Source organism: Burkholderia sp. MSMB1078WGS, from assembly GCF_001528895.1.
In the GTDB taxonomy this organism is placed as follows: Bacteria; Pseudomonadota; Gammaproteobacteria; order Burkholderiales; family Burkholderiaceae; genus Burkholderia.
Window position 1 is genome coordinate 100,114 of the sequence record NZ_LPDI01000098.1, and the last position, 17,923, is coordinate 118,036.

16 protein-coding genes are annotated in these 17,923 nt (G+C 68.7%); 8 read left to right on the forward strand and 8 right to left on the reverse strand.

Features of this window, described 5'->3' with window-relative positions:
- Positions 1–33: 33 nt before the first annotated feature.
- Positions 34–504 (reverse strand): MarR family winged helix-turn-helix transcriptional regulator, encoded by a 471-nt coding sequence (locus WT24_RS24870; protein WP_059505153.1) that lies wholly within the window; start codon positions 502–504, stop codon positions 34–36.
- 167 nt (positions 505–671) lie between these two features.
- On the opposite strand from WT24_RS24870, the gene WT24_RS24875 reads away from it, so the two are divergent.
- Positions 672–1,163 carry a 2,4'-dihydroxyacetophenone dioxygenase family protein gene (locus WT24_RS24875; RefSeq protein WP_034202382.1) on the forward strand — a complete coding sequence of 164 codons (492 nt, stop codon included), beginning with the start codon at positions 672–674 and terminating at the stop codon, positions 1,161–1,163.
- An 85-nt stretch (positions 1,164–1,248) separates the two neighbouring features.
- On the opposite strand, the gene WT24_RS24880 is transcribed toward WT24_RS24875, so the two are convergent.
- Positions 1,249–2,397: an epoxide hydrolase family protein gene (locus WT24_RS24880; protein WP_060036145.1), complete on the reverse strand. Its 1,149-nt coding sequence runs from the start codon at positions 2,395–2,397 to the stop codon at positions 1,249–1,251.
- Between the two features lie 86 nt (positions 2,398–2,483).
- On the reverse strand, positions 2,484–3,443 hold the full coding sequence (locus WT24_RS24885) for a GlxA family transcriptional regulator (protein WP_060036146.1): 960 nt from the start codon (positions 3,441–3,443) through the stop codon (positions 2,484–2,486).
- Between the two features lie 132 nt (positions 3,444–3,575).
- Here WT24_RS24885 and WT24_RS24890 point away from each other — a divergent pair, with 132 nt between their 5' ends.
- On the forward strand, positions 3,576–4,376 hold the full coding sequence (locus WT24_RS24890; protein WP_060036220.1) for an SDR family oxidoreductase: 801 nt from the start codon (positions 3,576–3,578) through the stop codon (positions 4,374–4,376).
- A 48-nt stretch (positions 4,377–4,424) separates the two neighbouring features.
- Here the strand turns inward: WT24_RS24890 and WT24_RS24895 are convergent, their stop codons facing one another.
- The 3 genes from WT24_RS24895 to WT24_RS24905 all read right to left on the reverse strand — a co-directional run bounded on the left by WT24_RS24895 (position 4,425) and on the right by WT24_RS24905 (position 8,373).
- Positions 4,425–5,783 carry an MFS transporter gene (locus tag WT24_RS24895; protein WP_059505146.1) on the reverse strand — a complete coding sequence of 453 codons (1,359 nt, stop codon included), beginning with the start codon at positions 5,781–5,783 and terminating at the stop codon, positions 4,425–4,427.
- Between the two features lie 85 nt (positions 5,784–5,868).
- Positions 5,869–7,227, reverse strand: coding sequence for an MFS transporter (locus WT24_RS24900; protein ID WP_060036147.1), 1,359 nt, complete (start codon positions 7,225–7,227; stop codon positions 5,869–5,871).
- A gap of 186 nt (positions 7,228–7,413) precedes the next feature.
- Complete coding sequence (locus tag WT24_RS24905; protein WP_034204902.1) at positions 7,414–8,373, reverse strand: MBL fold metallo-hydrolase; 960 nt, start codon at positions 8,371–8,373, stop codon at positions 7,414–7,416.
- A 177-nt stretch (positions 8,374–8,550) separates the two neighbouring features.
- On the opposite strand from WT24_RS24905, the gene WT24_RS24910 reads away from it, so the two are divergent.
- Both WT24_RS24910 and WT24_RS24915 read left to right on the forward strand, forming a co-directional pair.
- Positions 8,551–10,200, forward strand: a complete 1,650-nt coding sequence (locus WT24_RS24910; RefSeq protein ID WP_060036148.1) for an IclR family transcriptional regulator — start codon at positions 8,551–8,553, stop codon at positions 10,198–10,200.
- A 225-nt stretch (positions 10,201–10,425) separates the two neighbouring features.
- Positions 10,426–10,569, forward strand: coding sequence for a hypothetical protein (locus WT24_RS24915; RefSeq protein ID WP_257127371.1), 144 nt, complete (start codon positions 10,426–10,428; stop codon positions 10,567–10,569).
- A 424-nt stretch (positions 10,570–10,993) separates the two neighbouring features.
- Here the strand turns inward: WT24_RS24915 and WT24_RS24920 are convergent, their stop codons facing one another.
- Positions 10,994–11,476, reverse strand: a complete 483-nt coding sequence (locus WT24_RS24920; protein ID WP_059505137.1) for an Lrp/AsnC family transcriptional regulator — start codon at positions 11,474–11,476, stop codon at positions 10,994–10,996.
- Between the two features lie 287 nt (positions 11,477–11,763).
- Here WT24_RS24920 and WT24_RS24925 point away from each other — a divergent pair, with 287 nt between their 5' ends.
- The 3 genes from WT24_RS24925 (at position 11,764) to WT24_RS24935 (ending at position 15,222) form a co-directional block, all read left to right on the forward strand.
- Entirely contained in the window at positions 11,764–12,420 is a 657-nt protein-coding gene (locus WT24_RS24925) for a LysE family translocator (RefSeq protein ID WP_060036149.1), read from the forward strand.
- A gap of 240 nt (positions 12,421–12,660) precedes the next feature.
- A complete protein-coding gene (locus tag WT24_RS24930) occupies positions 12,661–13,092 on the forward strand; it encodes a YqaA family protein (RefSeq protein ID WP_060036150.1) in 432 nt (143 codons plus the stop codon).
- 147 nt (positions 13,093–13,239) lie between these two features.
- Entirely contained in the window at positions 13,240–15,222 is a 1,983-nt protein-coding gene (locus tag WT24_RS24935) for a methyl-accepting chemotaxis protein (protein WP_060036151.1), read from the forward strand.
- 40 nt (positions 15,223–15,262) lie between these two features.
- Here the strand turns inward: WT24_RS24935 and WT24_RS24940 are convergent, their stop codons facing one another.
- The gene (locus WT24_RS24940) at positions 15,263–16,915 is read right to left on the reverse strand and encodes an acyl-CoA synthetase (RefSeq protein ID WP_060036152.1); all 1,653 of its coding nucleotides are present in this window, start codon (positions 16,913–16,915) and stop codon (positions 15,263–15,265) included.
- A gap of 168 nt (positions 16,916–17,083) precedes the next feature.
- Here WT24_RS24940 and WT24_RS24945 point away from each other — a divergent pair, with 168 nt between their 5' ends.
- Complete coding sequence (locus WT24_RS24945; RefSeq protein ID WP_060036153.1) at positions 17,084–17,827, forward strand: Crp/Fnr family transcriptional regulator; 744 nt, start codon at positions 17,084–17,086, stop codon at positions 17,825–17,827.
- The last annotated feature ends 96 nt before the right edge of the window (positions 17,828–17,923 follow it).

Below are 17,923 nucleotides of genomic sequence, written 5' to 3' on the forward strand. Positions count from 1 at the left end.
GGGCCATCCTTTCGGCGAGCGGGCCGATACGGTTCACGGACGCGCCGGGTCCTGGAATTCGGCGAGCCGCTGCAACAGCTTCACGGCCGCCGCCAGCTCGGCCTGTTCCGCCGCCGACAGTTGCGCGTGCAGCGCGCGAAACAGCCAGTCGTCCTTGGCCGCGCGATTCGCTTGCAGCACCTTACGGAAACCGGGCGTGAGCGCGATCAGCGTCTGCCGGCCGTCGCGGGGATCGGGCGCGCCGGCGACCGCGCCGAGCGCCTCGAGCGTCGCGACCGTCACGCGCATCGACTGCGGGCGCACGCTTTCGGCACGCGCGAGCGCCGACACGGTCGCCGGGCCGTCGCGATCGAGCCGCAGCAACACCGATTTCTGCGAGGACGTGAGGTCGTTCGGATGGGTCTGCTCGCGCATCCGCCGCATCAGCTTGCCGACCGAGATACGGAGTTCGCCGGCGAGACCGGCCAGCGGGAGCGTGTCGGGAGGGGACGATGGCGGGTTCATGAATTCAAGATAGCATGTCGACAGTCAAACTGTACAGTTTGACTGTATATTTCAGCGCGTAAGGATCGGCCCGTCGCGCACGTGTTCAGCGCGGCGCCGCATCCGTTCGGCCGCGCGATCCGGCTCTGCGATAATGCGGGCTTCCCGTTTTCGCTCCGCCTTCCGCCATGACGCAGCCGTCCGCCCCGCTCTCCACCGACCTGCCGCCGATCTCGTGCCTGCCCGGCGACGCGCTGCCGTGGTTGCCGATGAGCGCCGACCTGCCGGGGCTCGCGATCAAGTACCTGCACATCAATGCGGCCGAGGATACGCTGACCGCACTGCTGAAGATGCCGGCCGGCGGCACGCTGCCGCGCCACCGTCACGACGGCGAGGTGTTCGTCCATACGTTGCAGGGTGCGTGGCGCTACCGCGAATACGACTGGATCGCGCACGCCGGTTCGACGGTGCTCGAACCGGCCGGCTCGGTACACACGCCGGAAACGCTCGGCGCGCCGGGCGAGGACGTGATCACGCTGAACGTGATGCGCGGCGATCTCGTGCTGCTCGACGACGACGGCCGCGAAACGGCGCGCGAGAATTGCCGCGTTGCGCTGCTGCGCCAGCGCAAGCATGCGCGTACGGCGCCGGATGCCGCCACGGCGTTCGTTACGCGGTAAGCCAGGCGGCGCGATCCGCATCGGCCGCTCCCGTCCCGCGTGAGCGAGGTCCGGTGCAGGTTTGCGCCCGCCGGCTTGCCTCCCGTTACCGGAAGCGCCTGAAAAACCGCCGAATATCGTCGGCCAGCAAGTCCGGCTCCTCCATCGCCGCGAAGTGGCCGCCGCTCGGCATGTCGGTCCACTGCACCACGTCGAATACGCGTTCGAGCCAACTGCGCGGCGGCCGGCTGATCTCCTTCGGAAAGCGCGCGAACGCGACCGGCACCGCCACGCGCTGCCCGGGCGCGAAGCGCATCGGCTGCAGCCGGTTCTCCCAATACATCTGCATCGACGAGCCGATGCAGCCGGTGAACCAGTAGAGCGATATGCCGGTCAGCAGCGTGTCGTGCGAAAAACGGCGCGCGACGTCGCCGTCGCAATCGCTCCACGCACGGAATTTCTCGGCGATCCACGCGGCCAGCCCGAGCGGCGAATCGTTGAGCGCGACCGCCAGCGTCTGCGGTTTCGTCATGTGGACGTGCGCGTATCCGCCTTCGAGCGCCGCCCAATCGCCGCGCTGCTTCAGGAACGCCTGCTCGTCGTCGGTCGGCGGCAGCGCCGCATCGATCGGCGGGTCGTAGTTGCCCGGCAGGTAGTTCAGATGGATGCCGTCGACCACGCCCTCGTGCCGCGCACCGAGCGCGATCGACACGCCTGCGCCCAGATCGCCGCCCTGCGCGCCGAACCGGCGGTAACCGAGGCCGGCCATCAATTCCGCCCAGCAGTCGGCGACCTGAAGCGCGGACGTGCCGGGCGCCGCCGGTGCGGGAGAGAACAGGAAGCCGGGTAGCGACGGCGCGACGATGTCGAACGCGTCGTCCGGATCGCCGCCGAACGCGGCCGGATCGCACAGGCGATCGATCAGCGCGTGGAATTCGAATGCGGAACCCGGCCAGCCGTGCGTGACGACGATCGGATAGGGTTTCGGCCCCGTACCGCGCCGATGCACGAAATGCACACGCCGCCCGCCGACGTCCGCGACGAACTGCGGCAGCCGGTTCAGCGCGCGTTCCGCCGCGCGCCAATCGAAGCCGTCGGCCCAGTACGCGGCCAATTCGCGCAGCCACGCGCCGTCGATGCCCTGCTGCCACGGCTCGGCGGGCGTCAGGTTCGGCGGGCGGGTGTCGCGCACGCGCCGACGCAAATCGTCGAGCGCGGGCTCGGGGATCGCAATGTCGAACGGTACAGCGTGCATGGTGTCTCCTCGCGACGAACGTCGATGGAGATTCTGCGCGATTTTGCCGGCACGCGTCGAACGGCGCCTGCCGCCCCGCCGGCTCGTCAGCCCGCTGCCGGCGCGTCCGCCCGCGCATCGCGCCGCAACGCCTGCGGCGGCACGCCGAACCCGCGCACGAACGCGTCGCGCATGTGCCGGCGGTCGCGAAAACCGTTTTCCTTCGCGATCACGTCGAGCGGATGACGGCTCTGTTCGATCATCAGCCGCGCCGATTCGAGCCGCAGCCGCTCGATCGCCTTCGCGGGCGACTGCCCGGTTTCTAGCGTAAACACGCGGCTGAACTGGCGCGGGCTCAGATGGACGGCTTCGGCCAGCACCTCGACGGTCAGCGCGCGACCGAGATTCCGGCGTGCGTAGTCGAGCGCGTTCTGGATCCGGTCGGATTTCGGCGCGAGATCGAGCATTTCCGAATGCTGCGACTGGCCGCCGGCCCGGCGCTGATGCATCACCAGCTTGTGCGCGACCGACCGCGCGGCGTCGGCGCCGAGGTCCTTTTCCACCATCGCGAGCGCGAGATCGAGCCCGGCCGTCATCCCGGCCGACGTCCAGATCGGGCCGTCGACGATGAAGATCCGATCGTCCTCGACGCGAATCTCCGGGTAGTGCCGCTGCATGTCGCGACCGAACGCCCAGTGCGTGGTCGCGCGACGCTGCGCGAGCAGCCCGGCCTCGGCCAGCACGAATGCGCCCGTGCAGATGCCGGCAATCCGCCGCGCATGCGCGCTCGCGCGGCGCAGGTAAGCGACGACGCCGGCCGGCGCCGGCGCGGCGAGCGGATCGTTGACGCCCGCGACGATCCACGTATCGACGCCGAGCCGGCCGCGCAACGCGCGCGTGGCGACCGGCAGCCCGAGCGACGAGCGGACGTCGCCGCCGTCGACCGAGTAGTTGCCCATCGCATAGAACGGCGTGTCCAGCCCCATGTTCGCGTACTCGAACACCGACTGCGCGGCGAGCGCCATGATCTGAAAGCCGTCGCTGATCAAGAAGCCGATTCGGTGCATGTGCGTTCTCCGGTCGCGTGTCGATTGGCCCGATGTCCGGAATCATACCCATCTACGTCATTTGCGTCGCAACGCTTCGAGGCCAGAATGCGTTCACGCCATCCGGCCATCCTCAGCGAAACGGAGTACATCATGACGCAAGCACATCGCGGTACCGCCCTCATTACCGGCGCATCGTCGGGCATCGGCGCCGTCTACGCGGATCGCCTCGCGCGCCGCGGCTACGACCTGATCCTCGTCGCGCGCAGCCGCGACCGGCTCGGCGCCCTCGCCGACCGCATCACGAACGACACGCAGCGCAGCATCGAGATCGTCGACGCGGACCTCAACGACCGCACGGCGCTCGCCGCTGTCGAAGCGAAGCTGAAACAGGACGCGAGCATCACGCTGCTCGTGAACAACGCCGGCATCGGCACGCATGCGCCGCTGCTCGACAGCGACGTTGATGCGATGACGCGGATGATCGACCTGAACGTGACCGCGCTCACGCGCCTGACCTATGCGGCCGTGCCCGGTTTCGTCGCACGCGGCCACGGCGCGGTGATCAACATTTCGTCGATCGTCGCGATCTCGCCGGAAACGCTGAACGGCGTGTACGGCGGCAGCAAGGCGTTCGTGCTCGCATTCAGCCAGTCGCTGCACCACGAGCTCGCCGGCCAGGGCGTGCAGGTACAGGCCGTGCTGCCCGGCGCGACGGCCACCGATTTCTGGCAGACGGGCGGCCTGCCGCTCGAGCACCTGCCCAAAGAGATCGTGATGAGGGCGACGGACCTGGTCGATGCGGCGCTGGTCGGATTCGATCGCGGCGAACTCGTGACGATCCCGTCGCTGCACGCGGGCGACGAATGGGAGGCGTACGAGGCTGCGCGCCGCACGATGGCGCCGCATTTGTCGGCCGATACGCCCGCGCCGCGCTACGCGCCGGCTCGCTAGGCGCGCTCCGGGACCGCCGGCGGATCGTACGCGCAAGCGCGTCGATCGTCAGCGGGCCCTTGCGCCGCTCGTCGAATGGGGGACCGTCTGCCGCGTGGCGCGTGCGCCTTTCGGCACGCCCAGCAGCATCGCGACCGCGCACGCAGCCAGCAGCGCCGCGATCATCAGCATCGCCGGGTCCATGCTGCCGGTTCGCGTGCGGATCAACCCGACGAGCCAGGGTGTGATCATCCCGCTCGACACGCCGATGCTGCTGATCAGCGCGATCCCGCCCGCCGCGCCGGCGCCCGAGAAATACGCGGACGGGACGGCCCAGAACACCGGATGCGCGGCGAAGATCAGCATGGCCGCGACCGACAGCAGCGCCATCATCGCGACGATGCTCGGCAGGTGCAGCGTCAGCAACGCGAGCGCCAGCGCGCCGCCGAACGCACACGCGGCGAAATGCCGGCGCCGCTCGCACTTGCGATCCGAGCGCCGCGCGATCGCGATCAGGCCAACCGCGCCGATCGCATTCGGCACGACCGACAACAGGCTGATCTGCACGACGTCGTGGATGCCGAATTCGCGAATCATCAGCGGCATCCAGAACAGCAGCATCAGCAGCGCGGTGGTCAGCGAGAAGTAGATGAACGCGAACAGGTATGTACGCGGTTCGGCCAACACCTGCCGCAGCGAATGCGGCGCCTGCGTGCCGGCGCCGATGCGATCGGCGGCCAGGTCGGCCGCGAGCCGCTGCCGGTCGGCGTCGGACAGCCAGCGTGCGTGCTCCGGACGATCGCACAGCCAGAACCACGCGATCACGCCGAGCAGGATCGCGGGCGCGCCTTCGATCGCGAACATCCATTGCCAGCCGTGCAGACCGAGCACGCCGGACATCCCGCGCATGAGCCAGCCCGACAGCAGCCCGCCGACCATCCCGGCCACCGCGACACCCGCGTAGAAAATCGACAGCACCGCCGCGCGTCGCCGCGCCGGATACCAGTACGTCAGGTAGAACACCACGCCCGGAAAGAACCCGGCCTCGAACAGCCCGAGCAGGAAACGCAGCACGTAGAAGTGCTTCGCGCTGTCGACGGCGATCATCGCGACCGACACCGCACCCCACAGGAACATGATCCGCGCGAACGTACGGCGCGCGCCGTAGCGGCGCAGCAGGGCATTGCTCGGCACCTCGAACAGCACGTAGCCCACGAAGAACAGCACCGCGCCGAGGCTGTACATCGCATCGGTCAGGCCGAGGTCCTGCCGCATCTGCAACTGCGCGAAGCCGATGTTGCTGCGATCCAGAATCGACACGATGTAGCAGATGAACAGGAACGGCACGATCCGCGCGCCGATGCGGCGGTACAACGCGTCGTCGGTCGCGCCGTCGCGCGCGACGTGTGCTTGCAGAGGGGCTGACATCGATCGTCTCCTCGACGGATTCCGGTGCGGACGGGGATGAACGCCGGTCGCCGCCGCCCGCGGGCGACGACCGGCCATTGCCCGTTCAACCGCGCCGCGCGCCTTCGCCCTTCACGCCGACCATCAGCGCCACGCCGCTCGCGACCAGCAGCGCGGCGAGCAGATACACGGCCAGATCCATGCTGCCCGTGCGCGTGCGGATCATCCCGATCACCCACGGGCTGACGATGCCGCTCGTGATCCCGATGCTGCTGATCAGCGCGATCCCGGCCGCGGCCGCGTTGCCGGACAGGTAGCGGGTCGGCACGGCCCAGAAGATCGGCAGCGCGGCGAAGATCAGCGTCGCCGCGATCGACAGGCACGCGAGCATCGCCACGAAGCTGTGCAGGTGCAGCGTCAGCGCCGCGAGCGCGAGCCCGCCGCCTATCGTGCAGCACGCGAAGTGCTTGCGGCGCTCGCCGGTGCGATCCGAGCGGCGCGCGATCAGGATCAGCCCGACCGCCCCCACCGCGTTCGGCACGACCGTGTAGAGGCTCACGGCGACGACGTCGGTCACGCCGAAGTCGCGGATCATCAGCGGCATCCAGAAGTTGAGCGTCAGCGACGCGCAAGTCAGCGAGAAATACACGAACGCGAACAGGTACACGCGCGGGTTCGCGAGCGCGGCCATCACGCTGCGCCCGTCGTGCGCGCCGCCGTGTGCGCGGCCTTCGGCGCACAGCGCGGCGACGCGCGCCTTTTCGTCGGACGTGAGCCACGCGGCGTCGCTGGGCCGGTCGACGAGGAACGTGAACGCGGCGAATGCGAGCAGAATCGCCGGCGCGCCCTCGATCGCGAACATCCACTGCCAGCCGTGCAGGCCGAGCACGCCGCTCATGTCGCGCATGATCCAGCCGGACAGCAACCCGCCGAGCACGCCGGCCACCGCGACGCCCGCGAAGAACACGGAGATCGCCGCCGCACGCCGGTTCGCGGGAAACCAGTAGGTCAGGTACAGCACGATGCCGGGGAAGAAGCCGGCCTCGAACACGCCGAGCAGGAAGCGCAGCACGTAGAAATGCGACGGCTGCGACACGAACATCATTCCGGTCGACGCGATGCCCCACAGCAGCATGATCCGCGTGAACGTGCGGCGCGCGCCGAACCGCGCGAGCAGCATGTTGCTCGGCACTTCGCAGAACACGTAGCCGACGTAGAACACCGCGGCGCCGAGCCCGTACATCGCATCGCTGAAGCCGAGATCGTGCTTCATCTGCAACTGCGCGAAGCCGATGTTGATGCGGTCGAGAAACGACACGACGTAGCACAGAAACAGGAACGGGACGATCCGCCACGCGATCTTGCGGAACAGCAGCGCATCGCTCGATGCGGATGCGGATGCGGCAGTCGACGCCGAAGCGCTCGCGTGCGCGAGCGTCGCTTCGGCGGGAAGCGATTGAGGCATGTCTCTCTCCAAACGGGCCGCGCGCCGTCGAGCGCGCAGCAGTCTCCGAGGGCGTGCATGCGCCCTGCTTTGTTGTGAGACCGGAAACGGATGCCGGCACCGCGGCGCGATGCCGCCGCGAATGCCGCCACCTTCAGAAAAACGGCGATGCGGTCATGCGAACGCCACCCCGCCGCCGTGCGCCGCTCAATCCTGCAGCGCGGCCCACATTTCCTTGTCGCGCTGCGCGGTCCAGATGCGCGGATGCGTGATGCCGCTCGCTTCGTCGAACGCGCGCGACACGTCGAACGGCAAACAGTGCTCGTAGATGAACACGTGGCCGAACTTAGGATCCATCGCTTCGCGCGTGAGCGCCATCGCCGCCTTCAGGTCGAGATTGCGCTCGACCGCCTTGCGGCCCTGCGCGAGCAGCGTCGTGACGAAATCCTTCGTGTAGTCGAGGCCCTTGTCGACCTCGGCCGGATTCAGCAGCGCGGGGCCGCGGCCCGGCACGAGCTTCTCCGCGCCGAGCGCGCGCAGCGCCTCGAGCGTGGCCGGCCACTGTTCGAGCTGGGCGTCGCCGCAATAGCACGCGGCGTCGTATTCGACGAGGTCGCCCGAGAACAGCACCTTCTGCGACGGCAGCCACACGATCGTGTCGCCCTTCGTGTGGCCCGAGCCGACGTGCATGATCTTCACTTCGAGCTTGCCGAGGAACAGCGTGATCTCGCGCTCGAACACGAGCGTCGGCCAGGTCAGGCCCGGCACCGTCTCGACGCCGGCGAACAGGCGCGGAAAGCGCTCGATCTCCGACTTCATGTCGGCCTCGCCGCGCTCGACGATCATCTCGTACGTGCCGCGGCTCGCGATCACGTGCTGCGCGCCTTCGTCGAAATACGCGGACGCGCCGAGCACGCGCACCGCGTGGTAGTGCGACAGCACCACGTGCTTGATCGGCTTGTCGGTCACGCTGCGGATCTTCGCGATCAGGTCCTGCGCCATCGCGGGCGTCGCGGTCGTATCGACGATCAGCACGCTGTCGTCGCCGACGATCACGCCCGAATTCGGGTCGCCTTCGGCCGTGTACGCGTACGCGTTCTCGGACAATTGCGTCCAGGTGACTTTCTTCTCTTCCAGATCGGCTTGGGAGGCGAATGCTTTGGCCATTGTGCGTTCCGTGGCTGCGAGCCATGTGTTGAGGGGAATGAGCGGATCATCTGCCTGCACCGAATATTTGTCAATGACAAACACGCTTGTTATTGTCTAATACGGGTAAACCTGCGGGCTGGCGCGAGAAATGGCGTCGGATACCATGCGGGGTTTCGTCAACGGAAGAATCATCGCGTGCAGAACCACGAAGTCAGCGCGGACGATGCGCCGCCCAAGGCGCAGCGCGGTATCCAGAGTGTCGAGGTCGGCGGCAGGCTGCTCGACGCGCTCGCGCGCCGGCGCAAGCCGCTCGGGCTGTCGGAGCTGGCCGCGGCGGCCGATCTTTCCACCGCGCAGGCGCACACCTATCTCGTGAGCCTGACGCGGCTCGCGCTCGTCAAGCGCGATGCGATCACCGGCAACTACGAGCCCGGCCCGCTGTCGCTGCGGCTCGGGCTGATGTCGATCGAGCGCCAGCCGGCCTACCGCGCGACGCTGCCGCACGCGGCGCGGCTTGCGGAAACGGTCGGGCTGAGCGTCGCGCTGTCGGTGCCGGGCGTGCTCGGCCCGACGATCGTGCGCATCGAGCGCGGCGGCTATCCGCTGCACATGAACCTGCACGTCGGTTCGGTGATGTCGCTCGACACGACGGCGACCGGCCGGGTGTTCCGCGCGTTCGGCGACGCCGCGCAACTCGACGCGATGGCGGCCAGCCAGGCCGGCGCGGGCGATACGCTCGCCGGCGCCGACAGCGCGTCGGGCGCGCCACACGGCGATGCGCAACACGTCGAACTCGACACGATTCGTACGCGCGGCATCGAACGCAGCATCGACCGGCCGAGCCCGGGCGTCAGCGGGATGTGCGTGCCCGTTTTCGATGCGCACGGGCGCCTGCAACTCGCGTTGACGGTAATCGGTTCGACGGGATCGATCGATGTCGACTGGGACGGCCCGATCGCGGCGGCCTTGCGCGATGCGGCGCGGCAGGCCACTGCGTCGCTCGGCGCCGCGCGTGCGGAACCGGCGCCCGCGCCGGCGCCGGGCGCCGCGCGCGTCCCGCCCGCGCTGGCCGACGACGCAAAAGCGCAGCGCGGAATCAATGCGCTCGACAGCACCGGCGAGTTGCTGCTCGCGCTGGTGTCGGCCGGCTGCGCGCTGCCGCTGCGCGATCTCGCGACGGCGGCCGGCATGCCGGCCGCGAAGGCGTTTCCGCATCTCGTGAGCCTGCAGAAGATCGGCTTGCTGAGCCGCGACGACGCCGGCTACTTCGATGGCGGCCCGCTCGCGCAGGCGCTCGGCCTGATCGCGATGCAGCGCGTATCGCCGACGCGCGACGCGGAAGCCGAGATCGTCGCGCTCGCCGCCGCGACCGACATGAGCGTGGCCGCCGCGACGCTCGGGCCGCTCGGGCCGACCGTGATCCGGCTCGAGGAATCGGCGCGGCCGCAGCACGTGAGCCTGCAGGTCGGCACCGTGATGTCGCTCGTCAATACGGCGATCGGCAGGGTTTTCGCGTCCGGCATGTCCGACGACGTGCTGGCCGACCTGCTCGTCAACGAGCCCGTGCGCCTCGCCGGCGCGCCCGTCGCACCGGACGACGCGACCTTCCGCGCCCGGCTCGCGACGATCCGCGCGGACGAACTCGATTTCGCGTTCGACGCGCCGGTGCCGGGCATCGGGACGATTGCCGCGCCCGTGTTCGATCACACCGGCAGCATCCGGCTCGTGATCGCGATCATCGGCTCGTCGCGCGGCTTTCCGCGCGGGCCGGACAGCGAGCTGGCGCAGACGCTGCGGGCCGCGACGCGGCGATTGTCATGGCGCTTCGGATGGATCGGCCGGTAATCGCGCCCGTTCCGTACGCTCGAATTCCTTTTTCCTCCACGCGCAGCCGTGCCGGCACGGCCGCGTCGCGCCTGTCCGGCACGCCGGCGCAGCCGACGTTCATGTTGCGTGGCAGCGACAGGAATTGTCAGTAATTCTCATATAACGAAATCGCATTTCACAAGACGGCAGCCCTTCGCTATGATTAGGGTTATCCCTAACTCGCCACCTACATGGGGCTTCGTCATGCAAACGTCTAATGTCTCCGATCGTTCCGCCCAATCCACTGGCTGGCTCGCACGCGTGGGCGAGCTGCTGGCAGAAGCCTGGGCACTGCATCTCGCGAACTGCGAAGTCATCGCCGAAGCACACGCGCGCCTGCCGCGCTGAGCCGACTGCCGGCCGCTTGATTCGCTTGCGGTAACGCACGCCGACAGCGGCTGTTGCACCGGGCAACCGACGGTCGCGCCGGTCAGATAGCAAATGGTCGGGCTCATCCCGGCCGAATACGCTCGCCGGCGGCGAGCGTTTCAAGATCGTCTCGAGGCCGTGTTTCAGGCCGTGTGCAGCCCGAGATCGGCGCCGACGGATACGGATCGATGTGGATTGCCGGCAGCCGCGTGCCTCAAGCCGGAAGCCATTCCCCACCAGCCCGCGATCGTGCCCGGCCATCGCGGGCGGAAGATTCTTCCGTTTTTGCGGGTCCGCCGGCCGCCCCTGGCGAGCCTCGGCCGTTCGCCGGTTTCGTCCGCGCCAGCGCCTCGCCGCCTACGCCCCTCGTTGCAACGACGGCCGCGCGCCCGCCTCCGCTCCGTCACACTTGAATCGAAGGCACGTCCTTCATGCATCGCAGCGCGAACATGGAACGGCTGTGCCGGATGCTCGAAATCCGGTACAGCTTTTCGCGCAGGAAGCGTTCGTAGCCCGCCGTGCCGTCCACCGCCACCTTGATCCAGTAGTCGTACTCCCCCGACACCAGATACGCCTCGAGCACCTCCGGCAGCGCCGCCAGTTCGGCGCCGAAGCGCGCCAGCGCGTCGTCCTCGTGGCGATCGAGCGTGACTTCGAGGATCACGATGTCCGCGTAGCCGAGCTTGCGCTGGTTGACCAGCGCGACATAGCCGTCGATGTAGCCGTCGAGTTCGAGTTGCCGCGTACGATTCCAGCAGGCGGTGGTCGACATGCCGATCTGTTCGGCCAGTTCGGCGTTCGACAGACGCGCATTTTTCTGCAATGCACTCAGGATCTTGCGGTCCTGATTGTCGAGCGTTTTCGGCGTGCGTTCGCGAGTAGCCATGACGAGAAGAATCTTCTACTGAAAATCGGCATTCTATCTGAACAGGATTCCGGTTACAGGTGCGTTTTGCCAGAAAACAGGAAGCCTTTTAACCGGGCCGCTTGATACATTTTCTCCATGCCTGCTGGCCGGCACGCTCCCCGCGACACCCCTCGCAGCGGGACGCACGGCCGCAATCACGAGTTGCGGTGCCGGCCCGCAGGCATGCGATTCCCCGCCGCCCGCACGCCTATCCGACCGCGTGCGGGGCCGGTGCCTGCCTCCCCGTTCCTGCCTGCCCGTCCGTCATGTCGTTCAAGCTTTATCTGTCGTTCCTCGCCGCTTCCGTCGTCCTCATCTATGCGCCCGGCCCCGTCAACCTGCTCACGATGAACCAGGCGTTGCGCAGCGGCTGGCGCCGCGCGCTGCCGTGCGTCTGGGGCGGCACGCTCGCCGTGCTGCTGCAACTCGCATTGACCGCGCTGTGCCTGAATTCGCTGGTCCACCTCGACGAACACGCGCTGACCGTGCTTCGCTGGGCCGGCGCCGCGTATCTCGTATGGCTCGGCGGCAAGCAATGGCTGAGCCGCGCGCCGGGCGGCGCAGCCGCGGCACCGGCCGACGCCGGCGCCGGAACGGCAAGCGCCGCGCCGAATACCGACACCGGGCGCGCGCTGTTCTGGCGCGGCGTCGCGACTTCCGGGCTGAATCCGAAGACGCTGCTGTTCTTTCCGTCGTTCTTTCCGCAGTTCATCAGCCCGAATGCCGACTGGAGCCTGAACCTTCAATACCTGCTGCTCGCCGCGACGTTCGCGCTGCTGTTCGCAGGCGGCGTCGCGTCGATGGCGCTGTTCTCGCACCGGCTGAGCCGCGCGTTGCAGCGGCCGGCGCGCATGCGTGCGATAAACCGCGTGACGGGCGGGTTGCTCGTCGGGATGGGCGCGATCATGGTCGGCTGGAATTGAACGGCCGCGCGGACGGTCGAGCGCGTGAGCATGGCAGCGCGCCCGAACGGCTACGCCGTTGAAATCCGACATGGCGCTCTCGTCTCAACAGTTCGCCGGCACGCTCGACGACGAACCGGCCGACGAGTGACGATCTCGCGCTTGCCGTTCGGCACGACCGATGCCCGATGACGCCGCGAGCCGGCGATCCCGTGGCCGCGTGGCCCGGGCTCGCCGCCGCGCGGCCGGTACAATCGCGCGATGTCCGAATTGCTCACCTACGGCGGCCTGTTCGCCGTGTCGATGGTCGCCGCGACCCTGTTCCCGCTGCAATCCGAAGCCGTGCTCGCCGGCCTGCTGCTGGCCGGGCGCGAGCCCGTGTGGGCGCTGGTGCTCGTCGCGAGCGTCGGCAATGTCGCGGGGTCGGCGATCAACTGGGCGCTCGGCCGAGGGATCGAGCATTTTCGCGAGCGCCGCTGGTTGCCGGTCAAGCCGTCCGCGCTCGCGCGCGCCGAGCGCTGGTATGCGCGCTACGGCCGCTGGTCGCTGCTGCTCAGCTGGGCGCCGGTGATCGGCGATCCGCTGACGATGATCGCCGGCGTGCTGCGCGAGCCGCTGCCCACATTTCTCGCGATCGTGACGATCGCAAAAGTCGGCCGCTATCTGGCCGTCGCGTGGCTCGTGACGCACTGAAGCCGTCCGTCATCCGGTTCCGCAGGTCGAGCCGGCGCATGCCGTCGTCGTGCGCGCGCCGCTAAAGAATTCGCCGAAACTGCCGATCACCTTACAACAAGCGGTGACGCGTGCGTTCCGCCCCTCTCTCCCCACTCAGGATCCCGTATGAGATTGACCCAATTGGGCCGGGTGAGCGTCGGTACGCGTCTTGCCGCGCTGGCGTGCGCGCTCGTTGCACTGCTGTTCACCGTTTTCGCATGGGCGCTCGCCCATTTTGCCGGCCAGCAACTCGCCGACGAGGCGCACGCACGGATCGCCGACAAGGAGCAGTCGATCGGCGCGATGGTCGAGCTGTTCGACAAGGCGCTGTCGGCCGAAGCGACGCGCGCGATGACGCTGTTCGCGAGCTTCCTGCCGGCCGACTTCGCGCTCGATCCGGCACGCACCGTCGACATCGGCGGCGTCGCCGCGCCGACGCTGTCCGCCGGCGGCCAGCCGCTCGACCTCGACTATTCGATTCCCGACCAGTTTCTGAAGAAAAGCGGCGCGATCGCGACGATCTTCGCGCGCGACGGCGACGACTTCGTGCGCATCACGACGTCGCTGAAGAAGCAGGACGGCGCGCGCGCGGTCGGCACGAAGCTCGACCGCGCCGGCCCCGCGTACGCGCCGCTCGTCGCCGGGCGCAGCTACACCGGCCTCGCGAAGCTGTTCGGCCGGCCGTACATCACGCAGTACAGGCCGGTGACCAACGCGTCCGGCCGCGTGATCGGCGCGCTGTTCGTCGGCCTCGACATCGGCGCCGAGCTCAAGCTCGTCGAGGACGGCATCCGCTCGCTGAAAATCGGCGACAACGGCTACTACTTCGTGCTCGATGCATCGCAGGGCCCGTCGCGCGGCGCGTTCGTCGTGCATCCCGATGCGGCGGGCCAACCGGCCGACGGCACGCGCGCGCCCTACGCGCAGATGCTCGCGGCCGGCCAGGGCCGGCTCGCGTACACGTCGATCGACCCGGCCGCGCACGACCGCGGGCCGACCGCGAAAGTCGTGTCGTTCACGACGATTCCGCAGTGGCAATGGCTCGTCGGCGGCATCGCGCTCGACGACGAACTGCTCGCCACCATGCGCGCCACCCGCAATCGCTTCCTGATGATCGGCGCCGTGCTCGTCGCGGCATTCGCGACGCTGTTCGTCATCGTCGTGCGACGCGTCGTGAGCCGGCCGCTGGAAGCCGCCGCACGCGCGTCCGAACGCTATGCGGCGGGCGACCTCAGCGTGCGTATCCGCGACGGCGCGAACGCGCACGACGGCGCGGGCAACGACGAGATCGGCCGGCTCGTGCAGGCCGTCGACGGGATCGGCGACGGCCTCGCGCGAATCGTCGCGCAGGTGCGCAACAGCGCGGCCGACATCGCGCACGGCACGGTCGGCATCGCGGCCGGCAGCGGCGACATCGCCGCGCGAATCGCGACGCAGGCGAGCAGCGTCGAACAGACGGCCGCGAGCATGGAGCAGATCACCGCCGCCGTGCAGCAGAGCGCCGAGCATGCGGCGCAAGCCAACGCGCTGGTCGCGGACGCATCGGCCGCCGCGACGAACGGCGACGCCGCGGTGCAGCGCGTGGTCGCGACGATGGACGACATCGGCCGCGCGACGCGCCGGATCGCCGAGATCACCGGCGCGATCGAAGGCATCGCGTTCCAGACCAACATCCTCGCGCTGAACGCGGCCGTCGAGGCCGCCCGCGCGGGCGAACACGGCAAGGGCTTCGCAGTGGTCGCGGCCGAGGTGCGCGCGCTCGCGCAACGCAGCGCGGCCGCGGTCAAGGAGATCGACACGCTGAGCACCGAATCGTCGACGACGGTCGAACAGGGTTACCGGATCGCGGACGCCGCGCGCGGCACGATGCGCGACATCGTCGCGCGGGTCGACCAGGTCCGCACGCTGATCGGCGAGATCAGCGCCGCGTCGCGCGAGCAATCGACCGGCATCGAGCAGGTGAATCTGGCCGTCACCCAGATCGGCGACGCGACGCAGCAGAATGCAAGGCTGATCTCGGATGCCGAGCGCGCGGCCGTCGCGTTGCGCGACCAGGCCGCGCAACTGTCGGAAGCGGTGAGCGTGTTCCGGCTGGAGCGCGGCGCGTAATCTCGCGATCGTCGACGCGCGGCGGCGGAAAGCCCGCCGCCTACTTCTTGTCGCCGGCCAGATCGATCGCCTTGTCCGAGCCGACCGCATGGCGCAACTGGAACTTCTGGATCTTGCCGGTCGACGTCTTCGGCAGCTCGCCGAAGCGCACGGCCTTCGGCACCTTGAAGCCCGCGAGCAGTTGCCGGCAGTGCGCGACGATCTCCTCCTCGGTCGCGCTCGCGCCTTCGCGCAGCTCGACGAACGCGCACGGCACCTCGCCCCATTTCGGGTCGGGCATTGCGACGACGGCCGCCACGGCGACGGCCGGATGGCGGTACAGCGCGTCCTCGACCTCGATGCTCGAGATGTTCTCGCCGCCCGAGATGATGATGTCCTTCTTGCGATCCTTGATCCGGATATAGCCATCCGGCATCAGCACCGCGAGATCGCCGGTATGGAACCAGCCGCCGTGAAACGCCTCGTCGGTAGCCTTCGGGTTCTTCAGATAGCCCTTCATGCAGATGTTGCCGCGGAACATGATCTCGCCGAGCGTTTCGCCATCGGCCGGCACCGGCGTCATCGTGTCGGGATCGAGCACCGTCGCGCCCGCTTCGAGGTGATAGCGCACGCCCTGGCGCGCATTGAGCCGCGCGCGTTCCTCGTCGGATGCTGCGTCCCAGTGCGACTGCTTCGCGCAGACGGTCGCCGGGCCGTAGACCTCGGTCAGCCCGTACACGTGCAGCAGGTCGAAGCCGATCTCCTTCATCTTCGCGATCACGGCCGGCGCGGGCGCCGCGCCCGCGACCATCGCGTGCACCGTATGCTCGATCCCGTCGCGGAGCTCAGCCGGCGCGTTCGCGATCGCGCTCTGCACGATCGGCGCGCCGCAGTAATGCGTGACGCGCTCGCGGCGGATCAGGTCGAACACCGTCTTCGCGTCGAACTTGCGCAGGCACACGTTCACGCCCGCGCGCGCCGCGACGGCCCACGGGAAACACCAGCCGTTGCAGTGGAACATCGGCAGCGTCCACAGATACACCGCGTGCTTCGGCATGTCCCATTCGAGGATGTTGCTGATCGCCGCGAGATACGCGCCGCGATGGTGGTAGACGACGCCCTTCGGGTCGCCCGTCGTGCCCGACGTGTAGTTCAGCGCGATCGCCTCCCATTCGTCGGCGGGCGGCGTCCATGCGTAGCCGGGGTCGCCGCCGGCCACGAACGCCTCGTAGTCGGTCGCACCCGCGAAACGGTCGGGATCCGCCGGCATCGCGTCGGCCACGCTGACGATCTTCAGGCCCGGCACCTCGAGCGCCGCGCGATGCGCGACCTCCGCATATTCGGTGTCGACGATCAGCACCTTCGCCTCGCCGTGACGCAGCATGAACAGCACCGACGACACGTCGAGCCGCGTATTGATCGTGTTCAGCACGGCGCCGGCCATCGGCACGCCGAAGTGCGCCTCGACCATCGCCGGGATGTTCGGCAGCAGCGCCGCGACCGTGTCGCCGCGTGCGACGCCGGCCTGCGCGAGCGCGCTCGCCAGTTGCCTGGCCCGCGTATGGGTTTCGCCCCACGTGCGCCGCACGTCGCCGTGCACGATCGCCGTGCGCTCGCCGTAGACCTCGGCCGCACGGACCAGGAAATCGATCGGCGTGAGCGGGACGTAGTTGGCGTCGCGGCGGCCGAGCCCGGCCTCGAACATCTGCGTCATGATCCTGTCTCCCGTGTTCTGTCGACCGGGGCGCATGCACCCCGGCGCGTTTTGATGTGGTTCAATTGCCGACAGCCTAACGGGCGCTATTGTGAGCCGTCTGTCGTCGAAACGACAGAGTGCCGCTCGAGCGCTGCGCGTTATCCCTATCCTCGCAAACCCGCACCCATGCACGACCACCCCGACGCGGCCGCCGACCCGGCCGACACGCTTCCCGAACCGGGCCCGCTGCCGCCGCTGGCGACGCTGTTCGGCCAGTGCGCATGGTTCCGCACGCTGGCGCCCGAGCACCAGGCCCTCGTGCTGGCCCAGTCGCACGTCGAGCAGTGCGAAGCCGGCGACGTGATCGCGCACCGGCTCGCGCCGTCCGAATACTGGATCGGCGTCCATCGGGGGCTGCTGAAGCTCGCGATCTTCAACGCGTCGGGACGCGGCTGCACGTTTTCCGGCGTGCCGTCGGGCGGCTGGTTCGGCGAAGGCAGCGTGATCAAGCGCGAGCGGCGCAAGTACGAGGTCGTCGCGATCCAGCGCTCGACCGTGCTGTTCGTGCCGGTCGACACGTTCCATGCACTGCTCGACACGAGCCTGCCGTTCACGCGCTTCGTGATTCATCAGTTGAACAACCGGATGGGCGAATTCATTGCGTCGATCCAGAACAGCCGGCTGCTCGATGTCGACGCACGGGTCGCGCAGGCGCTCGCGCAGCTCTTCAACCCCGCGCTGTACCCGGATACCGGCCCGTCGCTGTCGATCTCGCAGGAGGAACTGGGGATGCTCGTCGGCGTGTCGCGCCAGCGGATCAACCAGGCGCTGCAGCAACTCGAGAAGCTCGGCGCGTTGCGGCTCGCGTACAACCAGATCGACGTCGTCGATCTCGACGCGCTGGCGCGCTTCGGCATGGAGCAGCTGTGAGCGCCGCCCGATGCGCGAAACCGCCGCCATCGCGCCGCGGCATTTCGTCCGCGGAATCGGCCGACGGCCGGCGCGCCCCAACCTGACAATTCAGCC